27 protein-coding genes are annotated in these 26,364 nt (G+C 49.0%); 7 read left to right on the top strand and 20 right to left on the bottom strand.

Features of this window, described 5'->3' with window-relative positions:
* Position 1 precedes the first annotated feature (1 nt).
* From nrdR to lpxD, 3 genes are all read right to left on the bottom strand, one after another.
* Positions 2–451 (bottom strand): transcriptional regulator NrdR, encoded by a 450-nt coding sequence (nrdR, locus tag HHX48_RS16410; protein WP_191026417.1) that lies wholly within the window; start codon positions 449–451, stop codon positions 2–4.
* A 60-nt stretch (positions 452–511) separates the two neighbouring features.
* Complete coding sequence (gene glyA, locus HHX48_RS16405; protein WP_191026416.1) at positions 512–1,768, bottom strand: serine hydroxymethyltransferase; 1,257 nt, start codon at positions 1,766–1,768, stop codon at positions 512–514.
* 123 nt (positions 1,769–1,891) lie between these two features.
* The gene (gene lpxD, locus HHX48_RS16400) at positions 1,892–2,935 is read right to left on the bottom strand and encodes a UDP-3-O-(3-hydroxymyristoyl)glucosamine N-acyltransferase (RefSeq protein ID WP_191026415.1); all 1,044 of its coding nucleotides are present in this window, start codon (positions 2,933–2,935) and stop codon (positions 1,892–1,894) included.
* A gap of 209 nt (positions 2,936–3,144) precedes the next feature.
* Here lpxD and ettA point away from each other — a divergent pair, with 209 nt between their 5' ends.
* Both ettA and HHX48_RS16390 read left to right on the top strand, forming a co-directional pair.
* A complete protein-coding gene (gene ettA, locus HHX48_RS16395) occupies positions 3,145–4,815 on the top strand; it encodes an energy-dependent translational throttle protein EttA (protein ID WP_191026414.1) in 1,671 nt (556 codons plus the stop codon).
* A 237-nt stretch (positions 4,816–5,052) separates the two neighbouring features.
* Positions 5,053–5,466: a PilZ domain-containing protein gene (locus HHX48_RS16390; RefSeq protein WP_191026413.1), complete on the top strand. Its 414-nt coding sequence runs from the start codon at positions 5,053–5,055 to the stop codon at positions 5,464–5,466.
* Here the strand turns inward: HHX48_RS16390 and radA are convergent.
* Positions 5,442–6,806: a DNA repair protein RadA gene (radA, locus tag HHX48_RS16385; RefSeq protein WP_191026412.1), complete on the bottom strand. Its 1,365-nt coding sequence runs from the start codon at positions 6,804–6,806 to the stop codon at positions 5,442–5,444. The two genes, HHX48_RS16390 and radA, sit on opposite strands and share 25 nt — an antisense overlap.
* Positions 6,807–6,951: 145 nt before the next feature.
* On the opposite strand from radA, the gene HHX48_RS16380 reads away from it, so the two are divergent.
* Positions 6,952–9,483 carry a PilZ domain-containing protein gene (locus HHX48_RS16380; protein ID WP_191026411.1) on the top strand — a complete coding sequence of 844 codons (2,532 nt, stop codon included), beginning with the start codon at positions 6,952–6,954 and terminating at the stop codon, positions 9,481–9,483.
* Here the strand turns inward: HHX48_RS16380 and serB are convergent.
* Positions 9,472–10,485, bottom strand: a complete 1,014-nt coding sequence (gene serB / locus HHX48_RS16375; RefSeq protein ID WP_191026410.1) for a phosphoserine phosphatase SerB — start codon at positions 10,483–10,485, stop codon at positions 9,472–9,474. The two genes, HHX48_RS16380 and serB, sit on opposite strands and share 12 nt — an antisense overlap.
* 205 nt (positions 10,486–10,690) lie before the next feature.
* On the opposite strand from serB, the gene HHX48_RS16370 reads away from it, so the two are divergent.
* Positions 10,691–11,260, top strand: a complete 570-nt coding sequence (locus HHX48_RS16370) for an AhpA/YtjB family protein (RefSeq protein WP_191026409.1) — start codon at positions 10,691–10,693, stop codon at positions 11,258–11,260.
* Here the strand turns inward: HHX48_RS16370 and HHX48_RS16365 are convergent.
* From HHX48_RS16365 to rpoE, 10 genes are all read right to left on the bottom strand, one after another.
* Positions 11,206–11,997, bottom strand: a complete 792-nt coding sequence (locus tag HHX48_RS16365; RefSeq protein WP_191026408.1) for a TatD family hydrolase — start codon at positions 11,995–11,997, stop codon at positions 11,206–11,208. The genes HHX48_RS16370 and HHX48_RS16365 overlap by 55 nt on opposite strands.
* Complete coding sequence (gene pdxH, locus HHX48_RS16360) at positions 11,994–12,632, bottom strand: pyridoxamine 5'-phosphate oxidase (RefSeq protein ID WP_191026407.1); 639 nt, start codon at positions 12,630–12,632, stop codon at positions 11,994–11,996. The genes HHX48_RS16365 and pdxH overlap by 4 nt, the downstream gene beginning before the upstream one ends.
* A gap of 15 nt (positions 12,633–12,647) precedes the next feature.
* Positions 12,648–13,559 (bottom strand): GTPase Era, encoded by a 912-nt coding sequence (gene era / locus HHX48_RS16355; RefSeq protein WP_191026406.1) that lies wholly within the window; start codon positions 13,557–13,559, stop codon positions 12,648–12,650.
* Positions 13,546–14,235: a ribonuclease III gene (gene rnc, locus HHX48_RS16350; RefSeq protein WP_191026405.1), complete on the bottom strand. Its 690-nt coding sequence runs from the start codon at positions 14,233–14,235 to the stop codon at positions 13,546–13,548. Before rnc ends, era begins: the two co-directional genes overlap by 14 nt.
* On the bottom strand, positions 14,235–15,113 hold the full coding sequence (lepB, locus tag HHX48_RS16345; RefSeq protein WP_191026404.1) for a signal peptidase I: 879 nt from the start codon (positions 15,111–15,113) through the stop codon (positions 14,235–14,237). Before lepB ends, rnc begins: the two co-directional genes overlap by 1 nt.
* Positions 15,113–16,909 carry a translation elongation factor 4 gene (lepA, locus tag HHX48_RS16340; protein ID WP_191026403.1) on the bottom strand — a complete coding sequence of 599 codons (1,797 nt, stop codon included), beginning with the start codon at positions 16,907–16,909 and terminating at the stop codon, positions 15,113–15,115. The genes lepB and lepA overlap by 1 nt, the downstream gene beginning before the upstream one ends.
* 185 nt (positions 16,910–17,094) lie before the next feature.
* A complete protein-coding gene (locus HHX48_RS16335) occupies positions 17,095–17,565 on the bottom strand; it encodes a SoxR reducing system RseC family protein (protein WP_191026402.1) in 471 nt (156 codons plus the stop codon).
* 2 nt (positions 17,566–17,567) lie between these two features.
* Positions 17,568–18,668, bottom strand: coding sequence for a MucB/RseB C-terminal domain-containing protein (locus HHX48_RS16330; RefSeq protein ID WP_223858479.1), 1,101 nt, complete (start codon positions 18,666–18,668; stop codon positions 17,568–17,570).
* An 18-nt stretch (positions 18,669–18,686) separates the two neighbouring features.
* On the bottom strand, positions 18,687–19,262 hold the full coding sequence (locus HHX48_RS16325; protein ID WP_191026400.1) for a sigma-E factor negative regulatory protein: 576 nt from the start codon (positions 19,260–19,262) through the stop codon (positions 18,687–18,689).
* A 75-nt stretch (positions 19,263–19,337) separates the two neighbouring features.
* Positions 19,338–19,916, bottom strand: a complete 579-nt coding sequence (rpoE, locus tag HHX48_RS16320; RefSeq protein ID WP_139755773.1) for an RNA polymerase sigma factor RpoE — start codon at positions 19,914–19,916, stop codon at positions 19,338–19,340.
* A gap of 196 nt (positions 19,917–20,112) precedes the next feature.
* Here rpoE and nadB point away from each other — a divergent pair, with 196 nt between their 5' ends.
* Positions 20,113–21,777 carry an L-aspartate oxidase gene (gene nadB, locus HHX48_RS16315; RefSeq protein WP_191026399.1) on the top strand — a complete coding sequence of 555 codons (1,665 nt, stop codon included), beginning with the start codon at positions 20,113–20,115 and terminating at the stop codon, positions 21,775–21,777.
* On the opposite strand, the gene HHX48_RS16310 is transcribed toward nadB, so the two are convergent.
* From HHX48_RS16310 to HHX48_RS16300, 3 genes are read right to left on the bottom strand one after another with little or no spacing between them, the layout of a single operon-like run.
* Complete coding sequence (locus HHX48_RS16310) at positions 21,774–22,640, bottom strand: MaoC family dehydratase (protein ID WP_191026398.1); 867 nt, start codon at positions 22,638–22,640, stop codon at positions 21,774–21,776. The two genes, nadB and HHX48_RS16310, sit on opposite strands and share 4 nt — an antisense overlap.
* A complete protein-coding gene (locus HHX48_RS16305) occupies positions 22,637–23,113 on the bottom strand; it encodes a protein YgfX (RefSeq protein WP_191026397.1) in 477 nt (158 codons plus the stop codon). The genes HHX48_RS16310 and HHX48_RS16305 overlap by 4 nt, the downstream gene beginning before the upstream one ends.
* Positions 23,100–23,351, bottom strand: coding sequence for an FAD assembly factor SdhE (locus tag HHX48_RS16300; protein WP_191026396.1), 252 nt, complete (start codon positions 23,349–23,351; stop codon positions 23,100–23,102). The genes HHX48_RS16305 and HHX48_RS16300 overlap by 14 nt, the downstream gene beginning before the upstream one ends.
* Positions 23,352–23,508: 157 nt before the next feature.
* Between HHX48_RS16300 and ygfZ the strand changes: the two genes are divergently transcribed.
* Positions 23,509–24,504, top strand: coding sequence for a tRNA-modifying protein YgfZ (gene ygfZ, locus HHX48_RS16295; protein ID WP_191026395.1), 996 nt, complete (start codon positions 23,509–23,511; stop codon positions 24,502–24,504).
* A gap of 58 nt (positions 24,505–24,562) precedes the next feature.
* Positions 24,563–25,045: an FKBP-type peptidyl-prolyl cis-trans isomerase gene (locus HHX48_RS16290; RefSeq protein WP_191026394.1), complete on the top strand. Its 483-nt coding sequence runs from the start codon at positions 24,563–24,565 to the stop codon at positions 25,043–25,045.
* A 48-nt stretch (positions 25,046–25,093) separates the two neighbouring features.
* Here HHX48_RS16290 and HHX48_RS16285 read toward each other — a convergent pair whose 3' ends face one another.
* Together HHX48_RS16285 and nadE are read right to left on the bottom strand one after the other, a co-directional pair.
* Positions 25,094–25,432: a P-II family nitrogen regulator gene (locus tag HHX48_RS16285; protein ID WP_191026393.1), complete on the bottom strand. Its 339-nt coding sequence runs from the start codon at positions 25,430–25,432 to the stop codon at positions 25,094–25,096.
* Positions 25,433–25,437: 5 nt separating this feature from the next.
* Positions 25,438–26,271, bottom strand: coding sequence for an ammonia-dependent NAD(+) synthetase (gene nadE, locus HHX48_RS16280; protein WP_191026392.1), 834 nt, complete (start codon positions 26,269–26,271; stop codon positions 25,438–25,440).
* Positions 26,272–26,364: the final 93 nt, after the last annotated feature.

Genomic DNA, 26,364 nt, shown 5'->3' with positions numbered 1-26,364 from the left:
CCTAATCACCAAGACGTGCGATTTCCTCGCCAAATTCACGGATATCTTCAAACGAGCGGTATACCGATGCAAATCGAACATAAGCGACTTTATCAAGTTCACGCAATGCGGTCATAATCAGATTACCCAGCAGTTCGCTGGACACTTCCCGTTCACCGGTTGCCCGTAACTTGGATTTTAATGACAGCACGCATTGCTCAACCTTTTCAGTACTTACCGGGCGCTTCTCCAAAGCGCGCTGAAGACCGGCCCGAAGCTTATCTTCATTAAAAGGCTCGCGGGAGCCATCTCGTTTGATTACCCGCGGCATAACCAACTCAGCACTTTCAAATGTCGTGAAGCGCTCGTGGCACACCATGCATTCACGACGACGACGAACCTGATGCCCTTCGGCGACCAATCTGGAATCAATTACTTTTGTTTCCTGCTCGGAGCAAAACGGGCAAAACATGGCTCGTCCTTATCGTCGGCGGTGTTGCCCCGACATCTCAGAACAACACCAATCAATTACTTATGCGTAAACCGGAAATTTATCGCAAAGTTCAATAACTTCTGATTTAACGCGGTCAATGACACTGTCATCACCCATGTTGTCAAGAATATCACAAATCCAGTTTGCTACCTGTTTTGCTTCTTCTTCTTTAAAGCCACGACGGGTAATGGCAGGACTACCGATACGCAGACCACTGGTCACGAACGGTGAACGCGGGTCATTGGGAACAGAGTTTTTATTAACGGTAATATTAGCATTACCCAGCGCCGCATCAGCATCTTTACCGGTAATGTCTTTGTCAATTAAGTCCAGCAGGAATAAATGATTTTCTGTACCACCAGAAACTACTTTATAACCACGTTCCTGTAGCACACTTACCATCGCTTTAGCGTTTGTCACTACCTGCTGCTGGTATGTCTTAAACTCCGGCTCAAGTGCTTCTTTAAACGCCACAGCTTTCGCCGCAATAACATGGCACAACGGGCCACCCTGGTTACCCGGAAAAACTGAACTGTTCAGCTTTTTATAGATAGTTTCGTCACCGCACGATGACAAAATCAGACCGCTACGCGGACCCGCCAGGGTCTTATGCGTTGTTGTTGTAACAACATGAGCGTGCGGCAGCGGGTTGGGATAAACACCGGCAGCGACCAGACCAGCAACGTGCGCCATATCGACCAGCAGATATGCACCAACTTTGTCTGCAATTTCACGAAACTTTGCCCAATCCACAATGCCAGAGTAAGCAGAGAAACCACCGATAATCATTTTCGGTTTGTGTTCTTCAGCCAGTGCCTCGACCTGCGCGTAATCAATTTCGCCGGTGTCATGATTCAGGCCGTACTGAACAGCATTGTAGGTCTTACCTGAAAAATTCACGTGAGAGCCGTGAGTCAGGTGGCCGCCATCAGATAGGCTCATGCCCAGCACGGTATCACCGGCATCCAATAATGCCATGAAGGCTGCTGAGTTTGCCTGAGAGCCTGAGTGTGGCTGAACGTTTGCAAAGTCAGCCCCGAACAGTGCTTTTGCTCTGTCGATAGCCAGCTGCTCTACCACATCAACATGCTCACAGCCTCCATAATATCGCTTGCCAGGATAACCTTCTGCATACTTGTTGGTTAGCTGTGAACCCTGCGCTTCCATTACACGGGGGCTGCAATAATTTTCTGATGCGATCAGTTCAATATGATGTTCCTGACGCGCAGTCTCTTTTTTCATGGCGTCAGCCAGTTCGGGATCGAAATCCGCAATTGTCATTTCGCGAGGTAACATGGAGGCTCCTTAACAGCATTTGAAATGGCATTAAAATGAACGCCTATTCTAGTGATTTTATCCTGTATGTATACTGGTTTGTGGCCCTTCAACCATAAACGGCCGTGGTAAGATCAGTTGACACTAGCGATTATCGCTACCCTGCATTTTTTCCAGCGCTTTTACGCGATCATACAGGCTGCCAATCTGATTCAGGCGTACCGTCGTTCTGCGCCAGTCACGATTTTTCATCGCCGGTTGGCCGGATGAATACACGCCCGGTTCGGTAATATCCTGTACTATCATGGTGTAGCCTGTCACCTGCACATTGTCACAGATCTGAATGTGCCCGTTGATACCAACGCCACCACCGATAATCACATGCTTACCAATATGGACTGAGCCGGCAATCCCCGTGGCGCCGCAAATACAGGAATGGTCCTCAATGATACAGTTGTGCCCTACCTGAACCTGATTATCGATAATAACATTTTTACCAATAACCGTATCTTCCATGGCGCCGCGATCGATACTACTGGATGCGCCGATTTGACTGTCATCGCCAATTTGTACAGACCCGGTTTGCGGGATGGGTATCCAGCGGCCCTTGTCATTGGCATACCCAAAGCCAGACGCGCCAATAACGGTTTGACTGTGGATCGTGACCCGCTCGCCAATGTTCACCTCATGGTAAATAGTGACGTTGGGATTGATGATAGTGTCTTTACCAATTCGTGCGCCTTTACCGATAACTGTGTTGGCACCGATTACAACATTATCTTCGATAACGACATCGTCTTCGATGATGACATGATGCCCCAGGGCAACATTCGCGCCCACCTGCGCCGAGTCTGCAATAACAGCACTTTCAGCGATACCTGAGGCCACGGCAGGTGTGGTATCAAATAATTGTGCAATGAGGGCAAAAGCAGCATGTGGGTTACTCACCACCAATGCAGGCACCGGACTGTCGCTGCGCATTTTTTCATGCAGAATAACAGCACCAGCACGGGTTGATGCCAGCTGCGGCTTGTATTTTGTGTTGGTTAAAAACGATATCTGATGCGCCTGCGCCCCGGCCAGTGTCCCCACGCCGGAAAGTTGAATCGACGCATCGCCTTCCACCTGCGCACCTACATGCTCTGCCAATTCAGCCAGCGTGTACTGATTTTTACCTGCACCTGCCATGCAACGCCCCTCATACCTGATTCAAATAGTAAATGACGCTATAGTACTGTAAAACCGCCTTTTCGTCGTCCCGCTTTACAGACAAATCCGGCGTTTCACCTCAAAGATGACTAAATCTTCATCAATTACGCGCTATCATCGGACTTTGCTGGTGATTATGCCGACAAAAACGCTACAATACCCCCCTTTCTTCAGGGCAAGGACAAAGCATGTCACAATACGTTTATTCCATGCATCGGGTAGGCAAAGTTGTACCGCCTAACCGTCAAATCTTAAAAGATATTTCCTTAAGCTTTTTCCCAGGCGCAAAAATTGGTGTGCTGGGTCTCAATGGCGCCGGTAAATCCACTCTGCTTCGAATCATGGCAGGTGTCGACACGGAAATTGAGGGTGAAGCCAGACCCATGCCGGGCATCAATATTGGTTACTTACCTCAGGAGCCTCAGCTAGACGAGTCAAAAGATGTCCGGGGTAACATTGAAGAAGCTGTTGCTGACGTCACCCATGCGCTCAAACGTCTGGATGAAGTTTATGCAGAATATGCTGCTGAAGATGCTGACTTTGACGCACTGGCTAAAGAACAGGGCGAACTGGAAGCGGTTATTCAGGCCAAAGACGGGCACAATATTGAAAACACGCTGGAACGCGCCGCTGATGCACTTCGTCTGCCGCCCTGGGACGCGGATGTCAGCAAGTTATCAGGTGGTGAGCGACGCCGTGTTGCGCTATGTCGCCTGCTGTTGGAAAAACCGGATATGCTGCTGCTTGACGAGCCTACCAACCACCTTGATGCAGAGTCTGTTGCCTGGCTGGAACGTTTCCTCCACGATTATGAAGGTACCGTTGTTGCCATAACCCACGATCGCTACTTCCTGGACAATGTGGCTGGCTGGATTCTGGAGCTTGACCGTGGTGAAGGTATTCCGTGGGAAGGTAACTATACCTCCTGGCTTGAGCAAAAAGATAAGCGTCTTGAGCAGGAAGAGCGCACTGAAAATGCTCGTCAGAAGTCGATTAAGCAGGAACTGGAATGGGTTCGCTCAAACCCGAAAGGTCGTCATGCTAAATCTAAAGCACGAATGAACCGGTTTGAAGAGCTATCGACATCAGACTATCAGAAGCGTAATGAAACCAACGAGTTGTTTATCCCGCCTGGCGAGCGACTGGGGGATAAGGTCATTGATGTTGAGAATTTGCATAAATCCTACGGTGAGCGTGTTCTTATCGACGATATGACATTCTCGGTGCCTAAAGGTGCCATTGTGGGAATTATCGGGCCTAACGGCGCTGGAAAATCAACGCTGTTTCGGATGCTGACCGGTCAGGAGCAACCTGACGCAGGCACTATTGATATTGGTGAAACCGTACAAATTGCCAGTGTGGATCAGTTCCGCGATCATATGAATGAAAACAATACGGTCTATAAAGAAATATCTGATGATCAGGATATTATCCGTATCGGTAATTTTGAGATTAATGCCCGCGCTTACTGCAGTCGTTTTAATTTCAAAGGCACCACACAGCAGAAATACATCAAGGATTTGTCAGGTGGTGAGCGTAACCGGGTTCACCTTGCCAAGTTACTTAAAGCAGGTGGTAACGTGTTGCTACTGGATGAGCCGACCAACGATCTTGATGTAGAGACATTACGGGCCCTGGAAGATGCATTATTAGAATTTCCGGGCTGTGCAATGGTTATCTCGCACGATCGCTGGTTTCTCGACCGTGTGGCCACCCACATTCTGGATTACCGGGATGAGGGCAAGATTAATTTCTTTGAAGGTAACTACAACGATTATGAGACCTGGCTGAAAGAGACGTATGGTCAGGACGTGGTTGAACCGCACCGCCTCAAATACAAGCGGATGTCGAAAAAGTAACAATAAAAACCGGGCGATGGCCCGGTTTTTTTATACGTTAACTCCTCCCTGCCCGTATCTAAAACAGCTTAACCGCAATCCGTTCGCGTTCGCGTTCGCGTTCGTCACGAGTTTTCCTTAACAGCAACATGCAGATGAAAATGGAAACCGCTTACTGAGAAGTTGCCGGAAAATTCGTATTGACCCGCGTAGCACGGTGATTTACAAAGGTAAAAAGAAGAGAACTCGGAGAATGCCATGTCAGACAAGCGGCAGTTTCAGCGAATAAAATTAAATATAAATGGCACACTGAGTCACAGCAATGAAAGTGTGCCGGTCATCATTGAAGACATTTCATTGCAGGGGCTGCGTTTGCGCGCCCCTGAAACTGAGCTCAACACCCTGCCTTTTGATTCTCATGAACCTTATCTTATTCAGTTTCTCGCTCACGATAATCATCCGTTAATTGAAATATATATCGAGCAGCTCTACCGGCATGCCGATAGTCGCCAGCCCACCATTGCCATGGGCTGTAAAGTACATCATATTGATCTTCAGTCTCTGGCAGATTTGCGTCGCCTGCTGCTCCTGAACAGCGGGGACGCACAATTTGACGAGCACGATCTGGACGCATTTATCGACGCCGTTTATTCCAACGCATCCAGCGCCTGAGACAGCTGTGATACAGGTACCACGTCAATGCCTTCAAGCCGGTTTTTTGGCATGTTACCTTTTGGAACAATCGCGCGCTTGAAGCCATGTTTGGCGGCCTCTGCAATGCGCTCTGTTCCGTTTGGCACCGGCCTTATCTCACCAGCCAGCCCTACCTCGCCAAATACGATTAATTCGCGCGGCAAAATGCGGTTTCTGAAGCTGGAAACCATTGCCAGAAGCAACGCCAAATCCGCGCTGGTTTCAGACACCTTCACACCGCCGACCACATTGACAAAGACATCCTGATCATTCATCTGAACATTGCCGTGGCGATGCAAAACAGCCAGCAACATAGCCAGACGATTTTGTTCAAGACCGACTGCAATTCGCCGCGGGTTCGCCATCTGCGAATAATCCACCAGCGCCTGTATTTCCACCAGCAAAGGACGAGTGCCTTCCCAAATAACCATCACACTGGAACCCGGTGCCGGGTTTTCCCCGCGGCTTAAAAAAATGGCTGAGGGATTGCTGACTTCTTTTAAGCCACGCTCTGTCATTCCAAAAACCCCCAGCTCATTCACCGCGCCAAAGCGGTTTTTATTGCTGCGTAGCGTTCTGAATCGCCCGTCACTCTCACCTTCCAGCATCATTGAGCAGTCAATACAGTGCTCCAGGACTTTAGGGCCTGCCAGATTGCCGTCTTTGGTTACGTGCCCGACAATGAACATCGCAATATGATTTTGCTTGGCAAAGCGAGTGAGATACGCAGCACTTTCGCGTACCTGCGACACACTACCAGGGGCTGACTGAATATCTGCAACATGCATGACCTGAATAGAGTCAATGACCATGATTCTCGGTTTTTGCTCGATAGCCAGCCGGCAAATAGTCTCAACATTGGTTTCTGCCAGCATCATCAGTTTGTCATCCGGCAGGTTCAGCCGGCTTGCCCGCATCGCCACCTGTTGCAATGACTCCTCTCCGGTGACATACAGCGCGTTATGCTCCTTCGCCATCTGACACATTACCTGCAGCAGCAGTGTACTTTTACCGGCGCCCGGGGATCCGCCAATTAAGATCGCAGACCCGGGCACAATGCCGCCACCCAGCACTCTGTCGAGTTCTTTAAAGGTTGAGGTAATGCGGGGCAATGCCGCCAGGTCAATTTCATTGAGTTTCTCAATGCGCGCCGCCGTTTGGCCGGCATAGCCCGAGTGCGATGCACTACTGGTCTTCGCCGCGGAGACAACATATTCAGTAATCGTATTCCATTCTTTGCAGGCACTGCACTGTCCCTGCCAGCGTGGATAGTCTGCGCCACACTGGGAACATACGTAAGCGGTCTTTCGTTTTGCCATAAACTATTTTCACAACGAACAATTCAGAGTATTCTACACGGATAACAAAGCGCCTGCATGCCGAACACTGGTACACATTTTATCACTGTAGAAACTCCATGCGCTGCCGATAATAAATGGATGGACATCACTGTTGTAACTGCCCATGAATGAAGACCTGCGCCAATACGCCCACATAATCGACGCTCTAAAGCCGGTAATCACCAAGCCTGGTTTTATAAAACGGCTAAACGAGCTGACAGCACACCTGCCTAAAGAACGTCGGTTCCTGATAAAAATGGAGATGAAGCGTCTGGCCCGTCCGTGCATGCGCTCCATTGATTTACGCGGTCAGGTCAAAGGTGAGTGTCGTCTGTATGAGTACAGAGGCATCCGGCACTATCTTGACGAAGTGGCAATAGACACCTTTGAGGAGCAACTGAATATCTTTGGCGGCTTCACTTTCGGTGTCTACGAATCGGTGATGGAAACTGAGAACAATTTCAGGGTCATTCGCGAACGTGAGGAACAGCAGCGCCAGGTCACCCATCAGCGCCTGAGCCAGCCTCAAACCATGGCACTGGAGAAATACACGGTCCCCGTCGTCAACCTGTTATCTTATGCGCGCCGTAATCAGGAGCGAATGAACTTCGCGGTGACCATTGAAGTGTTTGCAAAAGATGGCAGCGTGTGGCGCGGAAACAGCGTGGACATTTCAACCGAAGGGCTGCAGATTAAACTGAGCAAAGACACCACGCTTCAGGTCGATGATGATATTGAAATATTCTTCCGCGGACTGGAAGAAGAATTTGCTATGGATAAAAAGCATGGCGTGACCTATCGCGTGTTAAAGATGATCTATAAAAATGATCATCAGTATCTGATGCTCAGACGTTCAGCAGAGATCCAGAACACGCCATTTGATCAGTTTCTGGAAAACTTTATCCACGGCAATAAACGCCGGTATAAAGTGAATATGAGCAATACGATTGACGCGGTATACAGTAAAATTGCAGAGCAGTTCTTATCCCCCCGCAGTCCTTCCCTGCCCGTTTTCATCGATAGCATCGGCGATAAACTGCTGCCCAGATACGCCATGCTGAATGAAATCAATACGGATATCACCGACTACTGGTCTGATGAAAAGCGTTCATTGCGTCTTGGCTACCTGCTCAGTGCATCAAGACTTAAATGGCTGGCCAGCCGCGAGGCAAATGAACGTGAACTGTATGTCTATGCATTCACCCATTTACAGCAGGATAAGATCTACTTCTATTCGGCCTCATCGCAGGAACTGGATGCAAAGGACGTTATCAAAACGACGTTTTTAGGCTTCGGCGCAAGAAAGGTAAGCTGGCGGGTCTTTAAACTGGTCATGAGGGAAATGTCACCCGACCAGGCCCATGCGCCGTTATCTATTCCCGATAATGTCAGTGATAAAATCAAGCGGCAGAATCAGGCGCCTTCCGCACGCCTGATGTCGCGACTGAAAAATCTCAGCTATGTTGTTCACATTACAGATGTCACCAGCGATAGCGGGCAACACCATTACAGTCAGTATAAATTTAACCGAAGTAATTTACCGCACCTTCGTGTTTTCGGACATGCGCGAAATCGCCCACCCACGCCTATCGACACTTATCGCTACCGCTACCACGAGCAGCGCATGGAAAAGCGTTATCTGGTCAGAACGAATATCACTCTGACAACTACCGATGGTGCGACCGCTTTTAAGGGTATCAGTGAGGATATCTCGGTACGCGGACTTCGCGTTGAACTCAACCAACCGTTTGAAGGTGATGTGGATACGATGATCGACGTCGCCTTTCCGAAGCTTCAGACCCTGACCGAAAGCTACGATTTAATGCATTTGCGTTACCGCGTAGTCGCAAAAAATAGCGAACAGAATATTATTCACCTGAAAGCCGCCGATGGCGAGGCCGGTGCAGTAGCGCGGGACTTTTTCGATGATCTCATTAAACAGAATAAGTCGTCGCTGAAAACTTACGATGAGCAGGAAGATATACCAGGCATTGGTCATGCTCTGCGCTGTATCAACGCCAAAAACACCCCAAATCTGGCTTTTGCGATGAACAAAGAAGGCGTGCGTTATTTGCCACAAGCGGCAATCGCTTCACGTAATAATCATCGTATCCATCAAATTGCAGCACACTATGCGCCTGAGGATAAGCTGAACTTTGAGTTTATGTTCCGCGACCGTAACCTGGAGTCACCGTTTATCCAGCATGGCATAAAGCAAATCAAGCTTGAGCACCTGCCATTACGCCAGGAATTATTTATTGCCTTTGATCCCAATCAAAAGCTAAGCCGCATGGCCATTTTGCCGCGTTTTGATGATAAATTCACTACGGACGAAAGTCGCATCAAATTTATCAACGAAGCAATCGGTCGCGGCCAGTTTATCGCGCTGCACATACTGTTAACCACCACCGGAAAACCCGATATGGAAATGCTACAGGCTGAGATGAATTACGTCAGCATGTACGCCATTCACCGTGCCAGAGAGCTGGAAGAATTCATGTGGGATATTGTGGCCTGTGCGCACCTGGTAGATGTCACCGATGAAGTGCTCAGCAGGTACAATATTGAACCTGCCCTTATTCGCAAAAACCGCCAGCAAAGCGCTAACAGTCATAATGCTGGTAACTTTGCTGACACCGCTTCTTTATTGAGCTAGCAGATAAAGCAAGCTATGGAGACCACCAAAACGGATGGCGGTATCTGCCTTTTCGTTAACAACGGGCTTAGCATGACAGGCGACACCCAATCCGGCTTTTTCCATCATTTTTAAATCGTTTGCGCCATCTCCCATCGCAACACATTGCGGCGTATCAATGTGATACTGCGATGCCAGCTCAATGACTTTTTGTGCTTTTACCTCGGCATTGACGATGTCGCCAATGACTTTACCGGTCAGTTGACCATCCGCTGTCTCCAGCACGTTAGAAAACGCAGCACTCAGGCCCAACCGTGTTTTCAGATAATCAGCAAAGTAAGTGAATCCGCCAGAAGCAATGGCGATGTGCCAGTTGCGAAGCTTCAGTTCGCGAATCAATAACTGGACGCCCGGCATAAGCGGAATGTTATTTCTGATTTGCTCCAGTTGCGCAACAGGCACACCTTTAAGACAGTCCACGCGACTGATCAGACTTTCGTTAAAATCCAGTTCACCGCGCATTGCTTTAGCGGTGACAGCCTGAACCGCCTCGCCCTTACCGGCAAGCTTGGCTATTTCATCAATACACTCAATCTGAATGACCGTACTGTCCATATCCATGACCAGAAGTCCCGGCTCCTCAAGACGTGGCTGTTCATTCTGCACGGCAATGTCGACGTGATAAGCGCGGGAGATTTCATCCAGACGCTGTGACAGCAGGCTGGCATCTTTCACAGTTACCTTACCGTGTAATACTGTTTCACCAAAGGTGGTACAAAAAAGATGGCGAGACAGGTCGCCCACAGTTGCGACATCACTGAGGTCGCGGATCACCCCCTCCAGTTGATAAAAGGTAAGTGCCTGTCCCCATATTGTAAGCACGCTGGCATTGTGCTGACACTGCGGCTGATTATCCCGCTGCCAAAGGCCATCACAGTAGGTGAGAAATGCACGATTTTGAAAACTCTCAAGTAAAAACTGGCTCTGATAGTGCTGCGAAGCATTGATAACCAATGTGGTCACGGCGTGTCCTGATTGATAGTAAACAGAGCGCTATCGTACATTAAGGTGATTAGAAGGGAAATAATGTTGGAATTTTCATTTAATGACATAGAATGAAAAGATATTTGTTGTATAGGGTGAAACTATTATTAGCCAGAGTCCTGCCCCTCAAAGTCGTCGGGCGCAGCCAGAAGCAATCAGTGGCTATCATGCGGTAAAGCGGTTCATGCATATCATGATTGTATTGAGCCTTATAGCGTTATGCGTATTCACTGCATTAGAGTACCGGGATTTCCAGCAAGCATGGATCAGGGATCAGCAACGCTCTCCGGGTGAGCTGCTGACGCAGCAGTACGCGCGACTGCTCAGTCCGGTCATGCAAAATGAAGATAATGCTGCACTGAACGCGGCACTTAACGTACTTACCTCAGACGATCGGGTTCTGCAGGCAGGCGTCTTTGATAGTCGGGGCGTTCAGATTGCCCCGCAGGACAGGTTAAGTTCTCTGGTGTCTCAGACTGGTCCGGCAGTAACCCATGTTCAGGATATACGAAATGATGCGGGCTCTGTATTAGGTTATATCCGGGTATTGACCCATCACAAGACTGATGAGCGGGGACCAGGCATGCTTCACTCAGCACAATGGCTTCTTATGCTGACAATCTGCATCGTTGGATTTGTCGTCGGTATTTATCTTGCCCGATCATTTTACAAACTTCGCCCGGTAATCAAAGCCCGCTATCATGCGCTGGGCCGCTCTCCTTCATTCCCCTCAGAGCAAAACAGGCGTCGATAATTACCGTCGGTGATCTCACTAATGTGGTCAATACTGGTATCGTGAAGCTGCGCAAGTGTCTGCGCGACCAGGCTCACCTTCGCTGGCGTATTTCGCTCGCCCTGATAGCCGCACAAGGGCATATCCGGCGCATCTGTTTCCAGCAACAAGCTGCTTAACGGCAGTGATGCGACTGCCTCTCTGGTTTTACTGGCTCGCGAATAGGTTATGGTGCCGCCGATCCCCAGATAAAAACCGCGATCGATATAATCTCTGGCAACCTGCTCACTGCCGGAAAATGCGTGGATTACGCCGCCTTCTTTAAAATTAAGCGCATTGATATGTTTGAGCAACAGGTGATGTGTCTTTCTGTGGTGAAGGATAACAGGCAGATGTAACGTTTGAGCCAGCTCAAGTTGCGCACACAACATACGCTCCTGTTGCGCCATTGCGATTTCGACAGTGCTGTCCAGCCCTATCTCTCCCAACGCGACGACCTGCTGCTGGTTGTCAGCCAGCACCGCTTCAAGGGTATCAATATGTCTGTCGATAAGCGTGTCAGGAAAGTACGGGTGCAACCCCAGTGCGATATCAATGTAGGGATACTTTTGCTTTAGCGTGAGTTGCCGTTGCCAGCCGTCAGGCGTAGTACCGGGTATCAAAAATCGCGACACCCCTGCTGCTTTTGCATCTTCGATGATCTGATGCAGGTCACTGTCAAAAATATCGAAGTCCAGGTGGCAGTGGCTATCAATCATGGCATCAGGCGTTGAATCTGCCAGTTATCCTCTTCAAGCCGGGTATATTCAAAGCGATCATGTAAGCGGTTTTCCCCGCCTTGCCAGAATTCAACTTGCGTGGGCGCAACCCGAAAACCGCCCCAAAAATCAGGAATGGGCAAAGACTTTTCTGCAAACTTTTCCTTGAGCTGTTGAAACTGGGTTAACAATAGCTGCTTTGATGATAACGGCTGACTTTGTCTGGACGCATAAGCCGCTAACTGGGAATCTTTCGGCCTGCTGAAAAAGTAGGCAGCATTTTCCTTTACACTCAGTTTATGTGCCACGCCACTGACACGGACCTGGCGCTCCATAAAGAACCAGGGAAAATGCAAAGATACATTGGGATTATTTTCTATCTCTGACGCTTTGCGGCTGCCCAGATTTGTAAAAAAGGTAAATCCGGAGGGGCTGACATCTTTTAATAACACAATCCGCTGCGACGGCTGACCGTCAGCGTTGACGGTTGCCACGGTCATCGCCGTTGGATCAGGAATGCTTGCATTAATCGCATCATCCAGCCACTGCTTAAATAGCGGTAAAGGCGTAGGTGTTAAATCACTTTCACTCAGGCTACCAGCAGAATATTGTCTGCGCATATCAGAAATAGCCATTATCGCTCCTTTGATTTAGTTGTCGTCGCCATAGCCCAATGAACGCAACGCCCGCTCATCGTCTGCCCAGCCTTGTTTAACTTTTACCCATAACTCAAGAAACACCTTAGTATCAAAAAGGTGCTCCATATCTATACGAGCCTGTTCGCCAATTGTTTTAATATGCTGACCACCTTTACCGATCACCATACGCTTCTGACTTTCCCGCTCTACCAGAATAAGGCCATTGATGCGGTACACACCATTATCAGTCATCTTGAATTGTTCAATCTCGACCGTTGTGGCATAAGGCAGCTCATCACCGGTGTAGCGCATGAGCTTTTCCCGGATGATTTCAGCCGCCATAAAGCGACTGGAGCGGTCAGTGATATAATCTTCGGGAAAGAAAAACTCGCTTGGCGGCAGGCTCTGTTTCACCAGATCACGCAGCGCGTCGACCTGCTTACCCTGTTTGGCACTTACAGGCACAATATGTTCAAACGCGAACTTTTCAGATAATTGCTGCAGCTGTGCAAATAGCGCCTCTTTATCAGGAACTTTATCGACTTTATTGATCACCAGAAACACTGGCAATCCGGCCTGTCTGACTTTATTAAGTACCATCTCATCATCATCGGTCCAGCGGGTGCCTTCAACCACAAAAAGAATCAGTCCGACCTCTGCAAGTGAACTTGACGCAGCACGGTTCATGAAACGGTTAATTGCACGTTTTTCTTCTTTGTGCAGCCCCGGCGTGTCGACGTAAATTGCCTGATACTCGTCCTCGGTGTCGATGCCCAGGATCCGATGGCGTGTGGTTTGTGGCTTGCGGGATGTGATACTGACCTTTTGACCAAGCAACCGGTTAAGCAACGTAGACTTACCCACATTCGGGCGACCGACAATCGCTACCAGGCCACAACGTGTATCAATATCATTTGGCTGCATGTTCAACTTTCTCCAGCATAAGCCTGGCCGCCTGCTGCTCAGCTTTACGGCGACTGTTACCTGTCGCGCTCACAGTCAGGTTAAATTCTTCAACGGCGCAACTAACATTAAATGTTTGCGCGTGATCCTGTCCGGTAATATCTACCACTTCATAGACGGGTAATGACAAGCGACGCGACTGCAGAAATTCCTGCAACCGGGTTTTATTGTCTTTTGGATGTTCATTAGGATCCAGGCTTTTAATACGGGAATCCCATAAGCTGGCAATAACTTGCTGGACTTTTGGCAGCCCGGCATCCAGGTAAATCGCGCCCAGAATCGCTTCCATGGCATCGGCCAGGATTGAACTTCGGCGATGCCCGCCACTTTTCAGCTCCCCCTGCCCCAGACGCAATAATTCACCCACGTTCGCTTCCTTCGCCAACTCAGCCAGGGTTTCACCCTTAACAAGTGTGGAGCGCATTCGGGTCAGCTTTCCTTCAGGTACAGTTGGAAACGCTTTATAAAGCGTATCGGCGATCACCATTCCTAAAATAGCATCGCCAAGAAACTCTAACCGCTCGTTGTGCGTTTTGGCTGCACTTCGGTGCGTGAGCGCCTGTTCAAGTAACGCCTCATCAGCAAACGTATGTCCCAGTGCGCGTGACAAATGTATATATTTGTCGATGCCCTGCATTATTCAATTCCACCTATACGATCAAAACGCACGCCCGTAGGAACCCAGGTTGGAATGATATCTTCAGCACTACGTTCGAACTCGAAACTGATCCAGATAGCGACTGCTTTACCCACCAGGTTAGCATCAGGCACAAAGCCCCAGTATCGGCTGTCACGACTATTATCGCGGTTATCGCCCATCACGAAATATTCGCCTTCAGGCACCAGCCATTCGTTACTTCGTGTTCCCGGCTGCGTATAAAAGCGAGATGCTAATTCATTACGCGTAGGATGACGCAGTACATCATGCGTAACCGTGCCCAGGTCCTCTTCATAGCGTAGAAGCTGCGCCATGTTTTGTACAAACTCACCGCGGCTGACAAATTCTGTCGGAACAGGCTGTAACTTTTCACATGCCTGCGCATTCTCGCCGGTGCATTTGGGCCTGATATACAGTTGCTTATTTTGATAAACCACAGTATCACCAGGCAGGCCGATGACGCGCTTGATATAGTCGATATTCGGATTTTGTGGATATTTAAAAACCACGATATCGCCACGTTCAGGCTTTCCGGTTTCCAGGAATTTATGACGTAAGACCGGGTCTTTCAATCCGTAGGAAAACTTCTCGACAAGGATAAAATCCCCAACCAGCAAGGTTGGCATCATTGATCCGGATGGAATCTGAAATGGTTCATAAATTAACGAGCGAAGCACCAATACAAACGCGATAACCGGGAAAATCTGCTGAGAGGTATCCACCCAATAGGGAATATCATCTTCAGCAACGCCTTTTTTCGCCTTTCGTTTTGGTGCCCAGATTAATTTATCCAGGAGCCAGACAATACCGGTGACAATCGTCAGTACCACCAGCAAAATCGAGAAGTAGTTCGCCATTATTTACCAACCTTCAGTACTGCAAGGAAGGCATCCTGAGGCAGTTCCACATTGCCTACCTGCTTCATCCTTTTCTTACCTTCTTTTTGCTTCTGCAACAGCTTCTTCTTACGACTTACGTCGCCGCCGTAACATTTTGCAATAACGTTTTTACGCATTTGCTTCACCGTGCTACGAGCAATCACATGATTACCAATAGCCGCCTGAATCGCAATATCAAACATCTGGCGTGGAATAAGTTCGCGCAGCTTCTCAACCAGCTCTCGCCCACGTCCCTGGCTGTTCTCGCGGTGCGTAATAATCGCCAGGGCGTCAACTTTCTCACCGTTTATTAAGATATCCACACGCACCATATCTGAGCCATGGAATCGCTTAAAGTTGTAGTCCAGTGAGGCAAATCCGCGACTGGTGGATTTTAATCTGTCAAAGAAATCCAGCACCACTTCGGCCATCGGCAGCTCATAGGTTAACGCGACCTGGTTGCCGTGATAGCCCATGTTGGTCTGCGTACCGCGCTTTTCTACACATAATGTAATTACGTTACCCAGATACTCCTGCGGCACCAGGATATTGGCCTCCACGATTGGCTCGCGAATCTCTTCAATATCATTAACCGCCGGCAATTTTGATGGGCTGTCAACGGTGATGGTTTCACCTTTTGTTGTCAGCACTTCATAGATTACCGTTGGTGCGGTAGTGATCAAATCCAGATCGTATTCACGTTCAAGTCGCTCCTGGACAATCTCCATGTGGAGCATACCCAGAAAACCGATACGAAAGCCAAATCCTAAAGCGGCAGAGCTTTCTGGTTCGTAGAACAGTGACGCATCGTTCAGGCTCAGCTTACTCAACGCATCGCGAAAATCTTCATAGTCATCCGAACTGACAGGGAAAACACCGGCATACACCTGTGGTTTCACTTTTTTAAATCCAGTCAGCATTTCTTTGGCCGGGTTCTTCGCCGTGGTAATGGTATCGCCTACCGGCGCACCCTGAATGTCTTTAATACCTGCGATGATATAGCCAACTTCCCCCGCTCTGAGCACACCGGTTTCGGTCTGCTTGGGCGTGAATATGCCAATTTTGTCGACCTGGTGTGTCTGACCGTTAGACATAATCTGGATTTTTTCTTTGGCGTTTAACTCACCTTCCATAATTCTTACCAGTGACACCACGCCCTGATAATTATCGAACCAGGAATCGACAATCAATGCTTTTAACGGTTTGTCGCGATCGCCGACAGGAGGGGGAATACGTTTGACAATCTCTTCCAGTACATCCTCAACGCCAATCCCGGTTTTTGCAGAGCAGCGCACCGCATCAATCGCATCAATGCCAACAATATCTTCAATCTCTTCAGCGACGCGGTCAGGTTCAGCCTGTGGCAGATCTATCTTGTTCAGGATAGGTACCACTTCCAGATCCATATCAAAAGCGGTGTAACAATTAGCCAGCGTCTGTGCCTCAACGCCCTGGCCTGCATCGACCACCAATAATGCGCCTTCACACGCCTTCAGTGAGCGAGAAACCTCATAGGAAAAATCAACGTGTCCGGGCGTATCGATGAAATTCAGCTGATACGTTTCGCCGTTTTTAGCCGTGTAGTTCAGCGTTACACTCTGTGCCTTTATGGTAATGCCCCGTTCCCGCTCCAAATCCATTGAGTCCAGAACCTGTTCGGCCATTTCACGGTTGGTCAGGCCGCCACAAACCTGAATAAGACGGTCAGAAAGCGTAGATTTACCATGGTCAATGTGGGCGATGATACTGAAATTACGTATGTGCGAATGTTGCATAATGCTGGAAGTTACCTGCAATAAGTCAAAACGTTATAAATACTTTGCCTGAGCAAAACGGATCGGGCGTCGTGGCCTTTACGGATAAGTGCAAGGAAAGACGCAAAGCGAGCGGATTTTACCTATTTCTGCGGGGAAAAGCGAATAAGTCGGAAAGCGAACCGACGAAAATACCATCGGCACCGTTAGCTGGCGGCGTTTTTCACAGATGCCGGTGTAATGACAGAGAGCAACACAGGGGTAAAACGGGTCTGATCACCGCGCTTCAAATGCCCTGATATCATCACAAATCCGACGCTCGTTGTAGCAACACTGCCTGCAATAGTAATCAGCTCACCCCAGGTAGAAGATGATGAAAAGACACTGTGAAGCACCCCCGCCGATATCACAAACAATAACAGTGGCATGAGATACAACCATAGCGATGCCCCCAAAATACCCGCCTCGGGGATCCCTACCTTCACTTGGTCACCCACTTTCACCGGCACGGGGCTGGTAAGCGTAATCTGTTGCATTCTGGGAGCCAGCGCACGAGAAATCACACCCGAACCGCAATCAGACTGGGCCTGACACGTTGAGCAGGTTGATTTAATGGCTGCCTCAAGCGTCACTTTATCGCCATCGACAGCAAGCACTGTTGCAGTTTCAGTAATCATGACTATGGATTTGTCACCGTTAGCGATTGTGCGATGGCGGTAGCCGTAGGTAGCGGAATTTCACCCACCACGGTTATCTGCACATTGCCATTATTTACGCTTAAAAATGTATTCAGCTCGTGCCGCAATGCAACATCGCTGCCCAACGCCTGTCTGGCACTTTGCACGTACACAGACACGTCCACGAGGCCATCACTTAGCATTTTATATTCTACAACCTGTCCTGTACCGGGCAAGCGACGAACATCCTGCTTCACCTTTTTCATTCCCTGTGGCAGATAGCCCAGCTCCCAGTTGTGGGTAGGCGTTTCACCATCGCGGGTCGCCATTGGTTGTGGCAGACTGGCCTTATTAACCTTGGCAAAATACGGGTGAGGCGCTTCGGACAACGTCAGTGACGTGACCTGTATTTGCTCCAGTACACTGCCTTGCAAATCCAGTGTATTGAACTTAAGTAACATCCCGCTGCTTTCATCCAGCCACATCTGATAGCTGAAGCGCGAGTTATCCCGGCTGATTACCCGAAGCTGTTGCGCAGTGCGCCCTGACACCCTGGCACGCCCCACCGTAACAAATTTGTAAGCCGCTTTTAGTGACTCAGGATTATACAGTAACGCTGAGGGGATAGGACCATGAATCGCACCGGAGTTTACACTGTAAGGCTGTGAGTCAGGTTCAAATACACTGACGGTGTTACCCACCCGAATTTGTTCCTGACCCGGCCCGTTTTGTAAATTCAGTTGTTCCATGCTGGTGCCATCATCCATCACAGCATGGCGCCATAAATAGGGAGTGGTTTCCTGACCCATTCGGGTTACCACAAAAGATACCTGAAAATTCTGCTCAGAAACCGTTTCGGCAAGCTGCTTAAGCCAATGCGTGGCTGTTCTGGCCGCTTCTTCATCCTGTTTGACTTCTTCGCTTTGTCTTTCCAGTGATTGTGCGGCTGATTCAGACTCTTCTTGATCAATAGTGCCGTCGGAGGCCTGCTGAGCATATGCGCCTGAGGAAATAACGAAAGCGGAGATTAAACCGGCTAACAGACACCGCTTAAATACAAAGGGTAGCTGCACATCCTGCACAGCTACCCTGTTATTCAACATTTTTATCATTAATTCTAATTACTGTTGCTCACGCTTCGCCTGATTATCATCCTGCTTAGCCTGTTTCAATTTAACCTGCTGTTCATGATCAGAGATTAGCGCGTTAATTTTCCGCTTTTTCTCCATCATGGTCGCCATGTCAGTGCGCGATACCGGTCTGGACTGCTCCAGACTAACTGGCGCCAGGCCACCAGGCGTACCAATTAACGGCGTTGCCCCACCCGTCGGCGAATTAACCTGATCGGGCTGATTGAACTGCTGCACACCCAAAATTACTGCCATCGCCACTGATGCTGCAACCGCTAACTGGCCAGACTGACGCGCAAACGGCGTAACACTGCCGGAAAACATTTTGCGCCAACCAGAGCGCTTAGGTGCCATCACCGTAGGCTCGTTGTCTAGTGCGGCGGCAACCTGGCTGGTGATATCAAGCTGTGGCGCAACCGAGGCTTCCTTACGAAGTCCACTGCGAATGACATGATAACGCTGCCACTGACCCTGAAGTTCGGGATCGTTTTTCAGCGCATCCAGAATTTCACTGCTGTCTATCTCGCCATCCATAAAGGCTGACACTTTTTCTTGCTGTTGCGTCATATTTAAAATCCTGATCAATTGATGATCGAGTAACACTCTACCACAGCTTGTTAGTCCGACTCATTTTACGAAAGTTCAATTTTCTAACAAGGGTTTTATTACTTTGTCTATTGCCTCACGCGCCCGGAATATTCTGGAACGAACCGTACCCACCGGACAATCCATCACATTGGCTATTTCTTCATAGCTCATTCCTTCGATTTCGCGCAGGGTAATCGCCATTCTTAAGTCATCGGGAAGTTTTTCCACCACTTTGAATAAGGTACTTTCAATCTCACTGGACAGCAGGCTACGCTCAGGCGTGGATTGCTCTTTAAGCGCGTCACTTCCTTCATAATAGTCTGCTTCTTCTGCGTCGACATCATTTGCAGGCGGCTTTCTGCCCTGCGCCACTAAATAATTCTTGGCGCTGTTAACGGCAATTCGGTAAAGCCAGGTATAAAATGCACTATCTCCCCGAAAATTGGGAAGTGCACGGTATGCTTTAATAAATGCATCCTGCGTGACGTCAGCCACATCTCCGGTATTTTTCACATAGCGCGACACTAAGTGCATCACCTTATGCTGATACCGGGTTACCAAAAGATTAAAAGCGTTCTTATCGCCGCTCTGTACTTTTTCCACAATCTGCTGATCGGTTATCTGCTCGCTCATCCGAGCCATTTCTCCTTAACTTCAACCACGTCATAGCTCACACAAGCACAAAGTAGACTATGGCTGCCTGTAAAAGTTCGGTTCATCGATGAATTTTTGCGATATTCACCGTTTCATTGCGGATAAGGGCATTGTGTTTTACCGCCTATCCTTTAGACTTGCCGGACCTTAGCACTATTATTACCCGCTAAAATACATGAAATCAGTGACATCTTCACTACCTTCCACAGATTCTCAGGCTATTGAGCATCAGTGTGATGTACTTATTATCGGAAGCGGCGCCGCCGGATTAAGCCTCGCCCTGCGCCTTGCGGACCACTGTAATGTTATCGTTTTGAGCAAAAGCGATCGCAATGAAGGGTCTACCCGATATGCGCAAGGGGGTATTGCGGCCGTTTTTGATGAGCAGGATTCAGTTGATGCTCATGTTGCCGATACGTTAGATGCCGGTGCGGGCTTGTGCGATGAAGCCGCAGTACGCTTTACCACGTCCCGCGCGAAAGACGCGCTGACCTGGCTTATCGGTTACGGCGTACCGTTTGATAAAGAACAAAATGACAAAGGTGAGGAGCGCTTTCACCTCACCCGCGAAGGCGGTCACAGCCATCGTCGCATCCTTCACGCCGCTGATGCGACGGGTGAAGCACTGCAGATTACCCTGAATGATGCCGTTTCCAATCATCCCAACATTCATTTTTTTGAACGATACAACGCAATAGACCTGATAAAGTCATCTCAGCAGGATGATCATTGTACAGGGTGCTACGTGTGGAATCGTCAGCGTGAACACGTGGAAGTGATTCGCGCCCGCTATATCGCACTGGCCACCGGCGGCGGAAGTAAAGTGTATCAGTACACGTCTAACCCTGATGTGTCCAGTGGCGATGGCATTGCTATGGCATGGCGCGCCGGCTGTCGTGTCGCCAATATGGAATTCAATCAGTTTCATCCTACCTGTTTATATCATCCACAGGCGCGCAACTTTCTGATCAGCGAAGCGTTACGTGGCGAAGGTGCGCAACTGTGTCATGCCAATGGCACCCGGTTTATGCACAATTTTGATGAGCGCGGGGATTTAGCACCACGAGATATTGTGGCACGTGCCATCGACTTTGAGATGAAGCGCCTGGGTGAGGACTGCATGTATCTTGACATCAGCCACAAGCCTGCCGACTTCATTGTTAAGCATTTCCCTAATATTTATCGGCGCTGCCGGGCCCTGGGCATCGATATCACGCGTGAGCCAATTCCCGTTGTTCCTGCTGCACATTATAGTTGTGGTGGGGTAATGACAGACTTCAATGCGAAAACGGATTTGGACAACGTGTACGCCATCGGCGAGGTAGCTTACACCGGACTGCACGGTGCTAATCGCATGGCATCAAACTCGTTACTTGAATGTGTGGTATATGCCTCATCTGCTGCTGAGCATATTTTAAGCCGGCTGGACGACTTCAGCGAACAGGAAGCTATCGCGCCCTGGGATGAAAGTCAGGTCAGCAATTCGGATGAAGAAGTTATTATCCAGCACAACTGGCACGAGCTGCGGCTTTTCATGTGGGACTACGTGGGTATTGTGCGCACTAACAAACGGCTGGAGCGCGCGCTGCGCCGCATCACGCTGCTAGAGCAGGAAATTCAGGAATACTATGCCCATTTCAGGGTATCCAACAATCTTCTGGAGCTACGAAATCTGGTCACGGTGGCTGAGCTCATCGTCCGCTGCGCGATGCAGCGCAAGGAAAGTCGTGGTCTTCATTTTAACCTCGATTACCCGGAAACCGCCGACCATCCCACGCCGACAGTATTGGCCCCATCTAAAAGTCAGACCCAACACTTACCGGGCGATCTGGGGCTTTAATCGTCTGAAATTCGGATGCGCCCGATTAAATGCGGCGTATCCTTTTTTTCACTGACCACATAAAAATTGTTGTCATTTTCATGGTCTGCAAGATAACAACTGACCGTTGACGGGAGCGTTACCGGACGCAAGAATGAGGCATCTACCTGTAGACCTGTTGCCGCATTAGACAACTGCGCGCACTGGCTTACTGACCTGGCCAGCGTCCACATACCATGTGCTATGGCACGCTTAAAGCCGAAAATGGCGGCTGTTGAGTGGCTCAGGTGGATGGGATTGTAGTCACCAGATAGCCGGGCATACTGACGTCCCTGTGCCGCCCCTGCAGTAAAATCAGCTTGCTTGGCCGCCGTTTCAGGCAGCGCAAATGGCTGACGCCCGGACTTTCGTTTTCTGGGTTCAACATGAGGCGCTTTGGCTTTGACAAGGTAAGTCGCCACGGCTTTATACACCTGCTGTCGCTGCTGTCTGGCCGTGACAACGATATCGAATTCCCACCCGCGGGCATGCGCTCTGATGGCAACGTAACTGGCATACGCAGTAAAGGGGCTCTCTACATCAAGTAACCGGGATTGCTCAATGCTGTTTGCTTTATGTACCAACCCCATTAACGGAAAAGGACTGTTCGGTGTTGTCAGACATTTTATTTGTAATGGGGTGCTGAGCATCTGAATGTAGCATGGGTGAAGGGTTCCCTGATCACCCCACCCGATTTGCTCACAGTATTGCTGATAATGTCGTTTACTAATCTGATGTTCCTGAGAATACTCACAGCTTGGTAATGCTGGCGGTTTAAACTGGGTCAGACGAACGCGATCAGCGCGTTGCAGAATCGCCGAAGAAATAAGTTTTAGAAAGCTCATAGTTGAAAATCCGGCTGGTGCTGCGCGAGTAAACCGATGGTACGTACCAGCCGGCGATAATCTCGTTCAGGCAGCTCATCGTGAAGAATCCATTGATTGTGATGCTGACCGTCAGCATCAATTAAATGCAGGTAGACACCCCATGGCGTTATCCTTGCCTCCCGCGTTAATTGCCAGGGAGACTGGTCGGCCAGCTCCGCTTCCTGCTCGCCCTGATACCACTTCCCGGTATCATCGAACAAAATAAACGCAGGCACCGTTTTCTGTGCAGTTCGTCGGCCGCCGTTAAAAAGAGAAAAGCAAACGGCAATTAGCACAATCACACTGGTGAAAATAATCGGCGCAGTGTTGCTGAAATAGGACCAGAACATATCACTGGCACTGCACAATACTAGCAGTGCAACCAGTGCAATTCCCACTGGTCGCAGGCGCCGCAAGCGCCCGGGTCTGATTTGTGCCTTATACTTTGACACGGCCCAGAATGTGCTCGACCATGTTTGCCAGTTCCGGCTCAGGACAAGACTGATGTCCCATGAACCAGGCGAATAAATCAGGGTCATCACAGGTAAGCAGTTTCTCAAAGGTTTCCTTTTCCTCTTCACTCAGATCATGAAATCCGGTTTCAACGAAAGGCAGAAACAATACGTCCAGTTCTAGCATGCCGCGGCGGCACGCCCATTTCAGGCGGGCATATCTTTTAGGTGAAAACATAAACGACCAGTAACTGATTAAATACTGCGGCGTATCATAACATGGTGAATTAGCCCGAAGCACTGACCTTTTTACTGATTTTAAGAGATTTACCCTTGGGAATTGCAATTCAGACCCAACCTTAATTCTCATCAGATTTAGTGAATACAGGGTAGCTATGACTTTACCGGCGACAATCGGCGATATAGAAACTGATTTTTACTGTGAGCTGACCCGATCCGGGCTCATTACCCTCAATGGACCAGACAGTGATACCTTTTTACAGGGGCAACTGACCATTGACATTCCATCCTTACAATCCAGCCAGGCCAGACGAGCGGCCCACTGTGATTTCAAGGGGAAAGCCTGGTCTTTGCCACTAGTCCTGCGTTTACAGGATGGCATCGGCTTGTCACTCAATAAGTCATCGCTGGCAATGACGCTGGCGCAGCTGAATAAATACGGTGTTTTTTCCAAAACAGATATTGTTGATAGCAGTGATAGCTTCCGGCAATTTATCGCCCGTGGGCAAGCTGTAGAGGCGTGGATAGCCGGCCGGTTTGATAGTGTACCTTCTTCTTCGTTAAACTGTGTAAGTAACGACGATGGCGCGGTGATATCGACAGATTTTGACGATGCAGTCTATCATCTGATTCTGACCAATGAGGCCGCAGCGTCTCTGAGCAAATCATTAGCGGATGCTGACATTCATCACTACGATGAAAATGTCAGCGAGGCATTACATATTCGCGCCGGTATTCCGGACGTATCCGATGACAATGTGAATGAGTTTGTGCCCCAAATGATGAATGTTCAGGCTTTGAATGCGATTGATTTTGGCAAAGGCTGTTACATGGGGCAGGAAGTCGTTGCTCGGACACGCTACCTGGGCAAGAACAAACGGGCTGCCTATGTATTTTGCGTACCGGAATCGTTGTCTGTGAAAGCAGATTCATTGGTGGAGAAACAGCTTGGTGAAAACTGGCGCCGCGGCGGTTCGATTATACGTCGCGCTGTACTGGGCGACGAAACCTGGTTAATGGCAGTGCTGAATAACGATACCCGCGACGAAGATGTGTTCAGAATCAAGGACACCACGTCGCCAACATTCTCGTGCCAGTCTCTGCCCTATTCTGTCGAACAGGAAACAAATAACGTGCGTGGCCGCTCCTAATCGGGTGAACGCGCAAAATTCACGACAGCCTGGCTGTCAACATTGATTAGGTATATTTATGACAATTACACCCGAGAGCGTAGTATCTATCCACTACACCGTATCAGCAGAAGATGGCACCCAGCTTGACTCTTCTGAAGGTAAGCAGCCATTGACGGTAATGTTAGGTAAGCGCTTCTTAATTGAAGGGTTAGAAGATGCTTTGCAGAATAAAGAGCAAGGCGAAAAATTTGAAGTCGATATTGCGCCAGAACAGGCATATGGTCAGCGTATGGACGAACTGGTACAGCAAGTGCCAAAAGATATGTTCGATGGCATGGACGTTGAGGTTGGCATGTCCTTCAGAGCAACCACTGAACAGGGCGAACAATCAGTAATGATTATTGATGTGGCTGACGATCACGTTGTGGTAGATGGTAACCATCCACTTGCTGGCGTGCCACTGAAATTTGAAGTCGAAGTGATCGAAGTTCGCGAGCCGACGCAGGAAGAGATTGAGCATGGTCATGCCCATGGCCCTGGTAGCGGCAACGACCACTAAGAATATTGCAGTGAAATAAAAAGGGCGTTAAAACGCCCTTTTTTTTATTTAGATTGCATCTTGATCCGTTTCACCGGTACGGATGCGTAACGCACTTTCCACGTTATAAACAAATATCTTACCGTCGCCGATTTTTCCAGTCTTGGCAGCCTGTTCAATGGCTTCAACCGCCTGCTCTACCCGGTCATCGTCGATAATAATGTCAATTTTTATCTTAGGCAGAAAGTCTACCTGATACTCTGCGCCCCGATAGAGTTCGGTATGTCCTTTCTGACGCCCAAAGCCTTTAACTTCTGTTACTGTCATCCCGGCAATACCGACGTCTGCAAGGGCCTCTCTCACATCGTCCATCTTGAAAGGTTTAATTATTGCTTCAATCTTTTTCATGCCGCTTACTCTTCATCATAAATAGTAGGAATGGGAACCCGTTTGTGTTGAGTACGTTGGTAAATCTGCAGGAGTTTATCACTGACGCTTTCATCCACTGACTTTCCTTCCAGAAAATCATCAATTTCATCATATGTCAGTCCCAGCGCTGCTTCATCCGCCTTTTGAGGCGCGAGCGTTTCAAGGTCGGCGGTAGGCGCCTTAGCAATAATCCCGGCGGGTGCTCCAAGATGCTCAGCAATTTGCCTGACTTGTCTTTTATTCAGACCAAACAGCGGGGCAAGATCACACGCGCCATCGCCGTATTTAGTATAAAAACCGGTGATGTTCTCGGCGGAGTGGTCCGTCCCCAGCACCAATCCGTCGACCATGCCCGCAATTTCATATTGTATAACCATGCGCGTACGGGCTTTCACGTTACCTTTAACGAAGTCCTGCTTGGCAGCACTGTCAGGCAGCAAACCGATTTCACCGAGCGCTTTGACCGTCTCATTGTGGATAGCATCAGCCCCGGGCTGCACGTTAACAGCAAGACTTTTATCAGGTGAAATAAATGAGATAACCTGCTGGGCGTCCTGTTCGTCTGCCTGCGTCTGATAAGGGAGCCTGACTGCAACAAACTGATAGTGCTCGTTGTCCTGATTAAGCTCATCTACTGCCATCTGTGCAAGCTTTCCCAATGTACACGAATCAATGCCGCCAGAGATCCCGAGTACGAGTGCACGCAAACCTGATGCGCTCAACTGACCTTTTATAAAGTCTACCCGGCGACGAATCTCCTCTTCCACATTAATGTGCGGCAACACTTTCATTTCGTCGATAACTGCTTGTTTATGCATCTGTATTCCACGTTGATCGGTTGTAGCGATGGTAAATAGTGTACGCTATCCGAAAATCGCTGTCAGCATATCTTGCCAGAGGGTAATAGATGG

The sequence above is a fragment of the Salinimonas profundi genome (genome assembly GCF_014750655.1).
GTDB classification, from domain to species: domain Bacteria; phylum Pseudomonadota; class Gammaproteobacteria; order Enterobacterales; family Alteromonadaceae; genus Alteromonas; species Alteromonas profundi_A.
Note: the sequence above shows the minus strand (reverse complement) of the source record. Positions and strands in the feature narration are given on the sequence as shown.

Bases quoted from the DNA above. Each gene is read 5' to 3' on its own strand.
- nrdR (WP_191026417.1), bottom strand. From the start codon at position 451: ATGTTTTGCCCGTTTTGCTCCGAGCAGGAAACAAAAGTAATTGATTCC.
- glyA (WP_191026416.1), bottom strand. From the start codon at position 1,768: ATGTTACCTCGCGAAATGACAATTGCGGATTTCGATCCCGAACTGGCT.
- lpxD (WP_191026415.1), bottom strand. From the start codon at position 2,935: ATGGCAGGTGCAGGTAAAAATCAGTACACGCTGGCTGAATTGGCAGAG.
- ettA (WP_191026414.1), top strand. From the start codon at position 3,145: ATGTCACAATACGTTTATTCCATGCATCGGGTAGGCAAAGTTGTACCG.
- HHX48_RS16390 (WP_191026413.1), top strand. From the start codon at position 5,053: ATGTCAGACAAGCGGCAGTTTCAGCGAATAAAATTAAATATAAATGGC.
- radA (WP_191026412.1), bottom strand. From the start codon at position 6,806: ATGGCAAAACGAAAGACCGCTTACGTATGTTCCCAGTGTGGCGCAGAC.
- HHX48_RS16380 (WP_191026411.1), top strand. From the start codon at position 6,952: ATGAATGAAGACCTGCGCCAATACGCCCACATAATCGACGCTCTAAAG.
- HHX48_RS16370 (WP_191026409.1), top strand. From the start codon at position 10,691: ATGCATATCATGATTGTATTGAGCCTTATAGCGTTATGCGTATTCACT.
- HHX48_RS16365 (WP_191026408.1), bottom strand. From the start codon at position 11,997: ATGATTGATAGCCACTGCCACCTGGACTTCGATATTTTTGACAGTGAC.
- pdxH (WP_191026407.1), bottom strand. From the start codon at position 12,632: ATGGCTATTTCTGATATGCGCAGACAATATTCTGCTGGTAGCCTGAGT.
- era (WP_191026406.1), bottom strand. From the start codon at position 13,559: ATGCAGCCAAATGATATTGATACACGTTGTGGCCTGGTAGCGATTGTC.
- rnc (WP_191026405.1), bottom strand. From the start codon at position 14,235: ATGCAGGGCATCGACAAATATATACATTTGTCACGCGCACTGGGACAT.
- lepB (WP_191026404.1), bottom strand. From the start codon at position 15,113: ATGGCGAACTACTTCTCGATTTTGCTGGTGGTACTGACGATTGTCACC.
- lepA (WP_191026403.1), bottom strand. From the start codon at position 16,909: ATGCAACATTCGCACATACGTAATTTCAGTATCATCGCCCACATTGAC.
- HHX48_RS16335 (WP_191026402.1), bottom strand. From the start codon at position 17,565: ATGATTACTGAAACTGCAACAGTGCTTGCTGTCGATGGCGATAAAGTG.
- HHX48_RS16330 (WP_223858479.1), bottom strand. From the start codon at position 18,668: ATGTTGAATAACAGGGTAGCTGTGCAGGATGTGCAGCTACCCTTTGTA.
- HHX48_RS16325 (WP_191026400.1), bottom strand. From the start codon at position 19,262: ATGACGCAACAGCAAGAAAAAGTGTCAGCCTTTATGGATGGCGAGATA.
- rpoE (WP_139755773.1), bottom strand. From the start codon at position 19,916: ATGAGCGAGCAGATAACCGATCAGCAGATTGTGGAAAAAGTACAGAGC.
- nadB (WP_191026399.1), top strand. From the start codon at position 20,113: ATGAAATCAGTGACATCTTCACTACCTTCCACAGATTCTCAGGCTATT.
- HHX48_RS16310 (WP_191026398.1), bottom strand. From the start codon at position 22,640: ATGAGCTTTCTAAAACTTATTTCTTCGGCGATTCTGCAACGCGCTGAT.
- HHX48_RS16300 (WP_191026396.1), bottom strand. From the start codon at position 23,351: ATGTTTTCACCTAAAAGATATGCCCGCCTGAAATGGGCGTGCCGCCGC.
- ygfZ (WP_191026395.1), top strand. From the start codon at position 23,509: ATGACTTTACCGGCGACAATCGGCGATATAGAAACTGATTTTTACTGT.
- HHX48_RS16290 (WP_191026394.1), top strand. From the start codon at position 24,563: ATGACAATTACACCCGAGAGCGTAGTATCTATCCACTACACCGTATCA.
- HHX48_RS16285 (WP_191026393.1), bottom strand. From the start codon at position 25,432: ATGAAAAAGATTGAAGCAATAATTAAACCTTTCAAGATGGACGATGTG.
- nadE (WP_191026392.1), bottom strand. From the start codon at position 26,271: ATGCATAAACAAGCAGTTATCGACGAAATGAAAGTGTTGCCGCACATT.